The organism is Pseudomonas sp. 44 R 15, from assembly GCF_900004965.1.
In the GTDB taxonomy this organism is placed as follows: Bacteria; Pseudomonadota; Gammaproteobacteria; order Pseudomonadales; family Pseudomonadaceae; genus Aquipseudomonas; species Aquipseudomonas orientalis_A.
Window position 1 is genome coordinate 20250 of the sequence record NZ_CVTU01000035.1, and the last position, 11852, is coordinate 32101.

Annotated in this window: 12 protein-coding genes; 4 read left to right on the forward strand and 8 right to left on the reverse strand. The window is 58.9% G+C overall.

What is annotated here, in order from left to right; all coding sequences use genetic code 11:
• Positions 1 to 34: 34 nt before the first annotated feature.
• Positions 35 to 889: an MIP/aquaporin family protein gene (locus tag BFP93_RS03070; RefSeq protein WP_065891903.1), complete on the reverse strand. Its 855-nt coding sequence runs from the start codon at positions 887 to 889 to the stop codon at positions 35 to 37.
• A 325-nt stretch (positions 890 to 1214) separates the two neighbouring features.
• On the opposite strand from BFP93_RS03070, the gene ybaK reads away from it, so the two are divergent.
• Positions 1215 to 1685 (forward strand): Cys-tRNA(Pro) deacylase, encoded by a 471-nt coding sequence (ybaK, locus tag BFP93_RS03075; protein WP_065891904.1) that lies wholly within the window; start codon positions 1215 to 1217, stop codon positions 1683 to 1685.
• Positions 1686 to 1832: 147 nt separating this feature from the next.
• Here ybaK and BFP93_RS03080 read toward each other — a convergent pair whose 3' ends face one another.
• From BFP93_RS03080 to BFP93_RS03090, 3 genes are all read right to left on the reverse strand, one after another.
• The gene (locus tag BFP93_RS03080) at positions 1833 to 2876 is read right to left on the reverse strand and encodes an ABC transporter ATP-binding protein (RefSeq protein ID WP_065891905.1); all 1044 of its coding nucleotides are present in this window, start codon (positions 2874 to 2876) and stop codon (positions 1833 to 1835) included.
• Positions 2873 to 3793, reverse strand: coding sequence for an ornithine carbamoyltransferase (argF, locus tag BFP93_RS03085; protein WP_065885995.1), 921 nt, complete (start codon positions 3791 to 3793; stop codon positions 2873 to 2875). The genes BFP93_RS03080 and argF overlap by 4 nt, the downstream gene beginning before the upstream one ends.
• A 316-nt stretch (positions 3794 to 4109) precedes the next feature.
• Positions 4110 to 5006, reverse strand: a complete 897-nt coding sequence (locus BFP93_RS03090; protein ID WP_083205592.1) for a methionyl-tRNA formyltransferase — start codon at positions 5004 to 5006, stop codon at positions 4110 to 4112.
• Positions 5007 to 5368: 362 nt separating this feature from the next.
• On the opposite strand from BFP93_RS03090, the gene BFP93_RS03095 reads away from it, so the two are divergent.
• On the forward strand, positions 5369 to 7477 hold the full coding sequence (locus tag BFP93_RS03095) for a molybdopterin oxidoreductase family protein (protein ID WP_065891907.1): 2109 nt from the start codon (positions 5369 to 5371) through the stop codon (positions 7475 to 7477).
• Positions 7478 to 7576: 99 nt separating this feature from the next.
• Entirely contained in the window at positions 7577 to 7915 is a 339-nt protein-coding gene (gene grxD, locus BFP93_RS03100; protein ID WP_027604591.1) for a Grx4 family monothiol glutaredoxin, read from the forward strand.
• 68 nt (positions 7916 to 7983) lie between these two features.
• Here the strand turns inward: grxD and bfr are convergent, their stop codons facing one another.
• Both bfr and BFP93_RS27000 read right to left on the reverse strand, forming a co-directional pair.
• Positions 7984 to 8454 (reverse strand): bacterioferritin, encoded by a 471-nt coding sequence (bfr, locus tag BFP93_RS03105; RefSeq protein WP_065891908.1) that lies wholly within the window; start codon positions 8452 to 8454, stop codon positions 7984 to 7986.
• A gap of 200 nt (positions 8455 to 8654) precedes the next feature.
• Complete coding sequence (locus BFP93_RS27000; RefSeq protein WP_083203330.1) at positions 8655 to 8873, reverse strand: bacterioferritin-associated ferredoxin; 219 nt, start codon at positions 8871 to 8873, stop codon at positions 8655 to 8657.
• 244 nt (positions 8874 to 9117) lie between these two features.
• Between BFP93_RS27000 and BFP93_RS03110 the strand changes: the two genes are divergently transcribed.
• The gene (locus tag BFP93_RS03110; RefSeq protein ID WP_057724790.1) at positions 9118 to 9720 is read left to right on the forward strand and encodes a peroxiredoxin; all 603 of its coding nucleotides are present in this window, start codon (positions 9118 to 9120) and stop codon (positions 9718 to 9720) included.
• A 258-nt stretch (positions 9721 to 9978) separates the two neighbouring features.
• Here BFP93_RS03110 and rnt read toward each other — a convergent pair whose 3' ends face one another.
• The gene (gene rnt / locus BFP93_RS03115; protein ID WP_065885999.1) at positions 9979 to 10653 is read right to left on the reverse strand and encodes a ribonuclease T; all 675 of its coding nucleotides are present in this window, start codon (positions 10651 to 10653) and stop codon (positions 9979 to 9981) included.
• Complete coding sequence (gene pyrC, locus BFP93_RS03120; RefSeq protein WP_065886000.1) at positions 10650 to 11696, reverse strand: dihydroorotase; 1047 nt, start codon at positions 11694 to 11696, stop codon at positions 10650 to 10652. Before pyrC ends, rnt begins: the two co-directional genes overlap by 4 nt.
• Between the last annotated feature and the right edge of the window lie 156 nt (positions 11697 to 11852).

Consider the following 11852-nt stretch of genomic DNA (forward strand, 5'->3'; position numbering starts at 1 on the left):
GGGTCACGAAGGGCAGGGACCCTGGCTGGCGCTTTCAGGAAATACGGGTCTTGCCGTTGACAGCCGTGTCAGGTGTTTCAGCTATAGCAGGTGCGGCGCTCGGCAGATGACGGGCAATCAGCCCGCGATACGCGGCAGCGCCAAGGCATGCGCCGACAATCGGCGCGAAAATCGGTACCAGGAAGTAAGGAATATCGCGGCCGCCAGTGAAGGCCATTTCACCCCAGCCGGCGAAAAAGGTCATCAGCTTGGGCCCGAAATCCCGCGCCGGGTTCATCGCAAAGCCGGTCAACGGGCCCATGGCGCTGCCAATCACCGCGATCAGCAGGCCGATCAGCAGTGGAGCCAACGGGCCACGTGGCAGGCCATTGTTATCGTCCGTCAGGGCCATGATCACGCCCATCAGGATCGCGGTGATGACCATTTCCACCAGGAACGCCTGGGCCGTGCTCAGCAGCGCATGGGGATAAGTGGAGAACACCGAGGCCAATTCCAGGCTGGCCTGGGACCCACGCACCATGTGGTGAGTTTGTTCGTAATCGAAAAAAAGATTGCTGTAGAGCGTGTACACCAATGCGGCGGAACAGAAGGCCCCGGCGATTTGGGCGAGGATATAGAAGGGCAGTTTGCGCTTTTCGAAATCGGCGAAAATGCACAGGGCGATACTCACCGCCGGATTGAGGTGAGCCCCGGAAATACCGGCACTCAGGTAGATCGCCATGCTGACGCCGACGCCCCAGATAATGCTGATTTCCCACAAGCCAAAGCTGGCGCCCGCGACCTTGAGCGCAGCGACGCATCCGGTACCGAAGAAGATCAGCAGCGCAGTGCCGAGGAATTCGGCCATGCATTGGCTCGAAAGTGAGGGCTGTTGAAGAGCAGTTGTCATGGAAAACCTCAGTTGTTGTTCTTGTCTGGCGCACTGCCTCAACGGGCGGTTGCGCGATTTTCACCGTGGCAAGGATCCCCATCCTGGTCACGGCTTACTGCTCGAGTACTGGGGAGTTATTCCTACAGCATTCGGAAACGAAAAAATATAGACAAGAATGACCGCTGTCAAAGGTCGAAAGTGAACGGTTGGTCATTTCCTAACTATTGGTGTGGTGAATGATCATCGAAGGAGTCAGCTGTGTATGCGCTTGAGCGACTGTACTAGAGCGTTTTGCGCAGGCTTGGCCTAGAATTGACGGTCAGTTTGATCTTTCGGAGCCCACATGACGCCTGCCTTGGACCTGTTGAAAAAAGTTCGCGCCGAACATCGTATCCACAGTTATGAACATGATCCCAAGGCGGCGTCGTATGGCCTGGAGGCCGCGGAAAAATTGGGCCTCGACCCGGCGCAGGTGTTCAAGACGTTGCTGGCCAGCAGTGAGAAGGGTGAATTGCTGGTGGCGGTGGTGCCGGTCGTCGGAAGTCTTGATCTCAAAGCCCTGGCGAATGCGGCAGGCGTCAAGAAAGTCGAAATGGCTGACCCGGCGGCCGCGCAGCGTTCCACCGGGTATCTATTGGGCGGTATCAGCCCCTTGGGGCAAAAGAAGCGTTTGCGCACGTTCATCGATGTGAGCGCGCAGCCGTTTGCAACGATTTTTGTCAGTGCTGGCCGGCGCGGGCTGGAAGTTGAGCTGCCGGCCGAGGTGTTGGCTGAACATACCCAAGCCAGGTTCGCGCCGATTGGCCGGGCCTGATGGGCTCGCCCTAATGCCAGTAGGAGCGAGCTTGCTCGCGAAAAACGTCAACGATAACGCGTACTTCCTGAATGAACGCGGTGCCTGTGAGTTTTTCGCGAGCAAGCTCGCTCCTACAGGTTTAAACCAGTTTTTTCAGGTAGCTGCTTACGCCTGGAACAGCACCAGATGCTCGGCAGCCACTCGAATGCCCACATCCGCCCCGACCTGCTGATCGACATGGCTGGGAAAAATCGACTCCAACTGCGCGCCCGTCGCAAGTTGCAGGCGGTATAGCGTTGACGCGCCGAGGAAGGTCTTGCCGACAATCCGCGCTTTCAGCGCACTGTCCGGCGCGTAGACGATGTCATCCGGTCGCAGCAATACATCCACCGCGCCACCGGTCGGCCAGGTATAGGCACGGTTGCCACGCAGCTCGCCCAGCTCGGTGCTGACGGACTCGGGCGAGCTCAATTGCCCGCGAATGAAATAGCCCTGGCCGATAAAGCTCGCCACATACGGCGTCTGCGGCTCGTGATAGAGGTTGTAGGGCGTATCCCATTGCTCAAGACGACCCTCCTTGAAAACGCCCACATGGTCGCTGACGGCGAAGGCTTCCTCTTGATCATGGGTGACCAGGATCGCACTGGTGCCGCGCGCCTTGAGAATGTCGCGCACTTCATGGCTGAGCTTGCGCCGCAGTTCGCCATCCAGGTTGGAAAACGGCTCGTCCAGCAGCAGCAATTGCGGTTCCGGCGCCAGGGCGCGGGCGAGGGCGACGCGTTGTTGCTGGCCACCGGAAAGCTCGTGGGGGAAGCGTTTGCCCAAGTCTTTGAGGTTGACCAGTTCCAGCAACTCGGCGACCACACGCTCTTTGTGCGGGTGCTTGCGGATGCCGAAGGCGATGTTGTCGGCCACGCTCAGATGAGGAAACAACGCGTAATCCTGGAACACCATGCCGATACGACGTTTCTCCGGCGCCAGCGTGAAACCGGCACTGGAGATCACTTCGCCCGCCAGGCTGATTTCGCCTTCGTGCACCGGCTCGAACCCGGCAATGGCGCGCAGGGTGGTGGTCTTGCCGCAGCCCGAGGAGCCGAGCAGGCAGCCGATGTCGCCCGCGTTGAGGTGCAGGTTGAGGTTCTGCACCACCCGTTGATCTTGATAGCCGCATGCCAGGTTGCGCAGGCTCAGCAGTAATGGCTGGCTCATGCGTGGTGATACGACGGCGGCACGAGGAATTCGAGCAGGGCCTTTTGCGCATGCAGGCGGTTTTCGGCCTGGTCCCAGGCGACCGAGCGCGGGTCGTCGAGCAGGTCCAGGCTGATTTCCTCGCCACGGTGGGCGGGCAGGCAGTGCATGAACAACACGTCCGGCGCGGCCAGGTCGAGCAGGGCGCGGGTCACCTGGAATGGCGCGAACAGGGCCAGGCGCCTGGCGGTTTCGTCTTCCTGGCCCATGGAGGTCCAAACGTCGGTGCTGACCAGATGGGCGCCGACCACCGCGTCTTTCGGATCGCGCAGCAGTTGCACACGGCCATCGGCCTTGGCCATGAACTCGGCGCTGGGTTCGTAACCCTCGGGGCAGGCGATGCGCAGGTGGAAGTCGAACTGGATGGCCGCTTCTATATAGCTGTTGCACATATTGTTGCCGTCGCCGACCCAGGCCACGGTCTTGCCCTGGATCGAGCCGCGGTGTTCGAGGAAGGTTTGCATGTCGGCCAGCAACTGGCACGGGTGCAGGTCATCGGACAGGCCGTTGATCACCGGCACGCGCGAGTTGGCGGCAAATTCGGTCAGGGTGCTGTGGGCGAAGGTACGGATCATCACGGCGTCGAGCATGCGCGACATCACGATGGCGCAATCGCTGATCGGCTCGCCACGGCCCAATTGGGTATCGCGTGGCGACAGGAAGATAGCCTGGCCACCCAGCTGAATCATGCCGGCTTCGAAAGACAGGCGGGTGCGGGTCGAGGACTTCTCGAAAATCATCCCGAGCACGCGATTTTTCAAAGGCTCAAACAGTACGCCGCGGTTACGCAGGTCTTTAAGCTCAATGCCTCGACGGATCACGCTGACCAGCTCTTCGGGCGTGCAATCCATCAGGGAGAGAAAGTGCCTTGCGCTCATCATTAACTACCTTTTTGCAACAGACCGCAGATACTCAAAGCCTTGTTTATTGTGACAACGGGCGAGACCTGCGGCGAAAGCCGCACGGGGCGACGAAATAGGGGAAGGCGCGATATTGACATTAAATGTCGCGTCTTACCAATAGGAGGCTTATTTTTAGGGGCTCTAGCCAGACGCCTTTGGTGCGATGGGCCACAATCGGGCCAATTTGTACACTCTCAGCTTGTTCAGTTCGGCTCCCATCCTATGTCTGATACCACTGGAAGCAGGCACCAGTAACGACAGCGGTAAGGTGCGGATTGTGTGATAGCACCTATCAACTAAACCGCGCACGAAACTTGGCAAGTGGTATCAGGGGCGCGCCACCATCGTCGGATACGCAAGCGGTAACTCTTAGGAGGCCGGTTCCGCAAACGACAACAGGCGTCCCATTTTCAACGAATATCACTTTCCCGGCTGTTCGATTCTCTATCTGCACATCGTCCAACTCTTCAGCTGCAAGGATGCGAGCCGGGACACCATCTACCCGGCAGAACGCGCCGCGATAGGGGTTGCCGACTGCATCGATCATGCGTCGAATTCGTCTGGCCGACTGGGTCCAGTCAATTTGATAATCCTCGTCGTCTCGCCACAGGCTATAGCTCGCCTCGCTATGGTCCTGTGCTTTAGCCTTCAATGGCTCTCCACTGGACAAAGCTTCCAGCACCGCCAAACCTGAATACAGGTAGCATTCGTTTACAGCTGTGATCGCCTCAGCAATGGTGATCGGGTAACGGATAGGCACGGATGTTTGATGGATGATGTCGCCACGATCATATTCGCTGGCGCCGAAGATTGCCGATACCCCGATCCTGCTTTCTCCGTTGATCAGCGCATTGACCAATGGCGCAAACCCTCGGTATTTCGGAAGCAGGGAGTCATGGAAAACGATCAGCTTCTGTGCTGGATGATCTATCAGCCATCGCCAAGATATGGCCATGGCGTATTCAGTGGAGAGTCCTTGAAAGTCTTTGCGCTGGGTGTGCTTGACGCCAGCTCTATCACATACACCGGCGATTTCAGCGGAGTAATCGTTGGTGAGTGCCGAATCTTGTCCGATGACCACCTCGGCGATGATACTTTTGAACTGGGAAACAGCCTGTTCGGTAAAAGCCAGCCCTTTTTCAGTCATAACAAACAGGGTCAGCATTGGTGTAAGAGTTGTGGCTATCATTGCAATCCTTCCACGGGGATAGGGTAGGCGGCGAAGATAGCCACAATTTTTAGCATTGGCAAAGTTAGTTGTGTTCGTTCGTTTCGGCAGGACGCCGTAGATACCTGGGCCAATTCTTGGGCCAAGGATGAATTTTGATAGCGGGGATGGGTGGGGTGCGACGGGGGGATTGGCTTGAAAACCTTCTGGGTCGCAAGCAGCGCAAGGCAATGCTCAGGGGCGCCTGTGGGAAGTTTCTGAAACATTTGCTCACGCTTAGCCATGCCCTGGCCTATAGCCGCCGATTCACCGCGCGAACGTTGCTAGCGCAGCGCGCAGGCGCGGCCCATAGTTGAACAAAGCCCTTATAAAAGAGACTGGCCATGACCAAGACTCTCCATCACCGTGCCTGCCACCTGTGCGAAGCCATCTGCGGCCTGACCCTGGAAACCACCCGAGACGACGACGGCGGCCTGTCGATCACCTCAATCAAGGGTGACCCGCTGGACACGTTCAGTCGCGGGCACATCTGTCCCAAAGCCGTGGCATTGCAGGATATCCAGAATGATCCGGACCGCCTGCACCAGCCCATGTTGCGCGTGGGCAGCGAGTGGCAACCGATCCCGTGGGAAGACGCGTTTGCGCTGGTCGCCGAACGCCTTGCGGGCATCCAGGCCAGGCATGGGCAGAATGCGGTGGCGGTGTATCAAGGCAACCCCAGCGTGCACAACTACGGGTTGATGACCCACAGCAACTACTTTCTTGGCCTGCTGAAGACCCGTAACCGCTACTCCGCAACCTCGGTGGACCAACTGCCCCATCACCTCTCCAGTCACCTGATGTACGGCCATGGCCTGTTGCTGCCCATTCCGGACATCGACCACACCGACTTCATGTTGATCCTGGGTGGTAACCCGCTCGCCTCCAATGGCAGCATCATGACCGTGCCCGATGTTGAGAAGCGCCTCAAGGCGATTCAGGCCCGGGGTGGAAAAGTGGTGGTCGTCGACCCGCGCCGCAGTGAAACGGCGGCGATTGCCGATCAGCATCTGTTCGTGCGCCCCGGCGGCGATGCGGCCTTGTTGTTCGGGCTGCTCAACACGCTGTTTGCAGAAGGGTTGACCCGCGACAGCCATTTGCCGGTTGAGGGGCTGCAAAGTGTGCGCCAGGCGATCGCCGGGTTCACCGCCGAGGCCATGAGCCGTCAGTGCGCGGTGCCTGCCGAACAGATCCGCCAGTTGGCGCGTGACTTCGCCGCAGCGGACAAGGCGGTGTGTTACGGGCGCATGGGCGTCTCGACCCAGGCATTCGGCACGCTGTGTCATTGGCTGGTGCAGTTGATCAATCTGGTCACCGGCAATCTGGACCGCGTGGGCGGCGCCTTGTGTACCACGCCGGCGGTGGACCTGGTGGCGTCGACCGGAGGCGGGCATTTCAACCGCTGGCAAAGCCGCGTATCCGGGCGGCCTGAATACGGCGGCGAGCTGCCGGTGTCTGCCTTGGCCGAGGAAATGCTCACCGAAGGTGAGGGGCAAATCCGCGCCCTGGTGACGGTGGCCGGCAACCCGGTACTGTCGACGCCCAACGGCCGTCAGCTGGAGCAGGCGCTGGAGGGGTTGGAGTTCATGGTCAGTGTCGACCTCTACATCAACGAGACCACGCGCTATGCCGACCTGATCCTGCCGTCCACATCGGCATTGGAGAATGATCACTACGACACCACCTTCAATATGTTCGCGGTGCGCAATGTCACGCGCTTCAACCGCGCGATCCTGCCCAAGCCTGACGGTGCGCTGCACGACTGGGAAATTTTCGTCGGCCTGGCCAAGGCGTTTGCGGCGCATACCGGCGTGGTGCTCAAACCGACGATGCCGCCCGCGCAGATGATCGACTTTGGACTGCGCGCCGGGACTTACGGCGATGCCTCTGCGCACAAGCTGTCAGTGGCGATGCTGGCCGATCATCCCCATGGTGTTGACCTGGGGCCGCTCAAGCCCAACCTGGCCGAGCGGCTGAAAACCGTCGACGGCAAGGTGCAGGCGGCGCCGGCGGTGATCCTGGCTGACCTGGCGCGCTTTGCCGCGCAACCGCAACCGGCGGCTGACGAACTGCTGCTGATTGGCCGTCGCCATGTGCGCAGTAATAATTCCTGGATGCATAACTATCACCGACTGGTGAAGGGCAAACCGCGCCACCAACTGTTGATGCACCCCGACGACCTGGCCAGTCGGCAATTGAGCGACGGTCAGCGGGTGCGGGTCAGTTCGCGCATCGGCATGGTCGAAATCGAGGTGGTGGCCAGCACCGACATGATGCCAGGCGTGGTCAGCCTGCCCCACGGCTGGGGGCACGGGCGCCCGGGTGTGCAGATGAGCATCGCCAGCGGCCAGCCCGGGGCGAGTGCCAACGACTTGACCGACGAGCGGCAATTGGACGAGCTGTCGGGCAATGCGGCGCTCAACGGCGTACCGGTGAACGTTTCGGCAGCTTGAGGTTGGCTGTCGGCGCGCCCGAGCATCCAGCAGGTTTTTTGCGTTACAATGCGGCACCGTGCCGACCCGTGAGTCGCAAAGTTCCTGCAGAGGTGTTCCATGGATATCATCGAAACGATCAAAGAGCAGATTGCCAACAACACCATTCTGCTTTACATGAAAGGCGCGCCAAACGCTCCCCAGTGCGGTTTTTCCGCGAAGGCTTCCCAGGCTGTGATGCAGTGTGGCGAGAAGTTCGCTTACGTGGATATTCTGCAAAACCCTGAAATCCGCGCGAACCTGCCAAAGTACGCCAACTGGCCGACGTTCCCGCAGCTGTGGGTAGCCGGTGAACTGGTCGGCGGTAGCGACATCATCACTGAAATGGCAGCTGATGGCTCGTTGCAGGCGCTGATCAAAGACGCAGCAGCAAACGCGGCGGCCAAGACCGACGCTTGATTGGCCTGCAATAAAAAGCCCCGCTTCTCATCAGAGAGCGGGGCTTTTTTGTACCTGAACGCTTGGGGTTATTCGCCCATCTGCGATTGCAGGTAGTTTTCCAGGCTGACTTTGTCGATCAGGCCCAGTTGGGTTTCCAGCCAGTCGATGTGTTCTTCCTGATCTTCAAGGATATCTTCCAGCAATTCGCGGCTGCCATAGTCGCCCGTGGCTTCGCAGTGAGCGATGGCGGCCTTGAGGTCGCTGTGGCTCTTGCGTTCAAAGCCCAGGTCGCTGCTGATCATTTCCTGGGTGTGCTCGCCGATATTCAGCTTGCCCAGGTCCTGCACATTCGGCAGGCCTTCCAGGAACAGGATGCGTTTGATCAGCGCATCGGCGTCTTTCATGGCCTTGATCGATTCTTTGTATTCGCGCTTGCCCAGCTTTTCCAGGCCCCAATCGTCGTACATGCGTGCATGCAGAAAGTACTGATTGATCGCGACCAGTTCATTGGCAAGGATTTTGTTGAGTTGCTGGATGACTGAGATGTCGCCTTTCATGACTGGGGTCCTGCCCTGTAATAGCTGTGTATGGGCGGAGTTTGAGCGGCGACAATCCCGGTGTCAAACCTAAGTTATTGAATAATAAATGAAAATTAATCGGAATAAGAATGTTTGTGTTCCGCGTCTTGACGCTAACTAATTGAATTTCAGGCATAAAAAAACCGGACACAGGGTCCGGTTCTTTAAAACACGCCTATTTAAGCGTGTGTAAATTCTACTGAATACGGTGCCGCAGCCTGGGCTGTCTGCAACTGCGTAAGGGTTTCCCGTACCACTTGCTTGGCGAGGCATGCACATTTTCCACACTGGCTGGCAACGCCGGTGGTTTCACGCACTTCCTTGTAGCTGCAGCAACCTTCATAGATTGCTTCGCGGATTTGTCCGTCGGTGACGCCAGTACAGAGGCACACATACATAAGGAGAACCGTCGCGGGTTTAGGGCTTAAGTGCGATGGATCTTAATGTTAACGAGAATGATTGTCAAAATAGTTTCGTCGACTGTCCCTTGGGTATTGCCTGCGCGCTGACGAACGGTTTTTTCGGTGTATGATGGTCGGTCTTCACGAAGCGTGACCGCGTCACAGGTCTGTCGCCACTACACGGCAGACTCGACGCTGGTCCTGTTACTTCAATCGTCACCCCTTCATCAGGAGATATCCAATGAGCGTACTCGTCGGCAAACAAGCCCCGGATTTCGACGTACCTGCCGTCCTCGGCAATGGCGAAATCGTAGACAGCTTCAAACTGTCTGAAGCCATCAAAGGCAAATACGGCCTGGTGTTCTTCTACCCGCTGGACTTCACCTTTGTCTGCCCATCCGAGCTGATCGCTCTGGATCACCGCATGGACGATTTCAAGGCACGCAACGTTGAAGTGGTCGCCGTTTCCATCGACTCCCACTTCACCCACAATGCCTGGCGCAACACCGCCATCAACGATGGCGGCATCGGTAAAGTCAAATACACCATGGCTGCCGATATGAAGCACGATATCGCCAAGGCCTACGACGTAGAGTCCGAAGGCGGTGTGGCTTTCCGTGGCGCATTCCTGATCGACGACAAGGGCGTTGTGCGCTCGCAGATCATCAACGACCTGCCGCTGGGCCGTAACATGGAAGAGCTGATTCGTCTGGTCGACGCGCTGCAATTCCACGAAGAGCACGGCGAAGTCTGCCCTGCCAACTGGAAAAAAGGCGACAAAGGCATGACCGCTTCCACCGAAGGTGTGGCGGCTTACCTGACCGAGAACGCCGGCAAGCTGTAAGCCGGATTCAAGGTAGAAAAAAACCGGCCTGTGAGGGCCGGTTTTTTTATGGGCGGGGCGGTGCGACGATTCGACTTGCGCGTGATTGCGCAGTATCAGTCCATAAATACGTCACTGACACGCCGCAAGCCCTAATGCCATGTAGGAGCGAGCTTGCTCGCGAAAAACTCACAGGCACCGCGTTCATTCAGCAAGCACGCGTTATCGTTAACGTTTTTCGCGAGCAAGCTCGCTCCTACAGACCTGGCGGGACGAGTCTCAGTCGCTGAAGTCTTCCCAGCCACCCATCTGTTTCCAGCGATTGACGATGCCGCAGAACAGCTCGGCGGTCTTTTCGGTGTCGTAGCGCGCCGAATGAGCTTCGCGGCCGTCAAAGTCGATACCGGCGGCCTGGCAGGCTTTCGCCAGCACGGTCTGGCCATAGGCCAGGCCGGCGAGCGTGGCGGTGTCGAAACTGGAGAACGGATGAAACGGGTTGCGTTTCATGTCCAGCCGCGCCACGGCGGCGTTCAGGAAGCCCAGGTCGAAACTGCTGTTGTGCCCCACCAGGATCGCGCGCTTGCAGCCGTTGGCCTTCAGCGCCTTGCGCACGCCACGGAAGATGTCGGTCAGCGCCGCTTCTTCACTCACCGCCATGCGCAGCGGGTGATCGAGCTTGATGCCGGTGAACTCCAGGGCCGCTGCTTCGATGTTGGCCCCTTCAAACGGCTCGACGCGGAAGAAGTGGGTGTGATCCGGGTACACGAAGCCCTGCTCGTCCATGCCGATGGTGGTCGCGGCAATTTCCAGCAACGCGTCGGTGGCGCAATTGAAACCGCCGGTTTCTACATCGATAACGACAGGCAGGTAGCCGCGGAAACGCTCGGCCATCGGGTGGCGCGAACCGCCGCCACCGCCATGTTCCTGGTCTTCATCGTAATGGTCTTCACTCACTTGCTTTCCTCCAGCAGGCGCCAGCGCAGTGTTTCACCGGCGCGCAGCGGGATAACGGTCAGCTCGCCAAACGGCAGGCTGGCGGGGGCGGTCCAGTCTTCACGAACCAGGGTGATGCGGTCGGTATTGGCCGGCAGGCCATAGAAGCGGGGGCCGTTGAGGCTGGCGAAACCTTCAAGCTTGTCCAGGGCGTTGCGTTGTTCGAACGCTTCAGCGTACAGCTCGATGGCGGCAAACGCGGTGTAGCATCCCGCGCAACCGCAGGCGGCTTCCTTGGCGTGCTGGGCGTGGGGCGCGGAATCGGTGCCGAGGAAGAACTTCGGGTTGCCGCTGGTCGCGGCATCCAGCAACGCCACCTGGTGGGTGTTGCGCTTGAGGATCGGCAGGCAATAGAAGTGCGGCCGAATACCGCCCACCAACATGTGATTGCGGTTGTACAACAGGTGGTGTGCGGTGATGGTCGCGCCGACGTTGGCCGAAGCCTCGGTGACGAACTGCACGGCGTCTGCGGTGGTGATGTGTTCGAACACCACCTTGAGGGTCGGGAACAGCTCGACCACGCGGCGCATATGTTCGTCGATGAAGATCTTTTCGCGATCGAACACGTCGACATCGCCACGGGTGACTTCACCGTGGATCAACAGCGGCATGCCCACATCGGCCATGGCTTCGATGGCCGGCAGTATCTTGTCGATGCTGGTCACGCCGGAGTCGGAGTTGGTGGTCGCGCCGGCCGGGTACAGCTTGGCGGCGTGCACGAAACCGCTGGCCTTGGCCTCGCGAATCTCCGAAGGCTGGGTGCGGTCGGTGAGGTAGAGCACCATCAGCGGTTCGAAGCGGCTGCCGGCCGGTCGTGCAGCGAGGATACGCTGGCGATAGGCATCGGCTTGCTCGGCGTTACGCACCGGAGGTACCAGGTTAGGCATGATGATGGCGCGTCCAAATGTGCGCGCGACATCGGCCACGGTGTGGGGTAACACAGCACCATCACGAAGATGTATATGCCAGTCGTCGGGACGCAGCAGGGTCAGGCGGTCGGACATTGGGGATTCCAGGCGGGTCAATCTGGTGGGAATGCTACCGGAAAAGACTCGTGCAGGCACTCGCTATCAAGTTTTGCAGGATGCAACCGATAGCACTGGGTATGCCTTAACGATGTATGACGCCTTGAAGTGTTGTAGAAACCAGTGGAGCCTCCC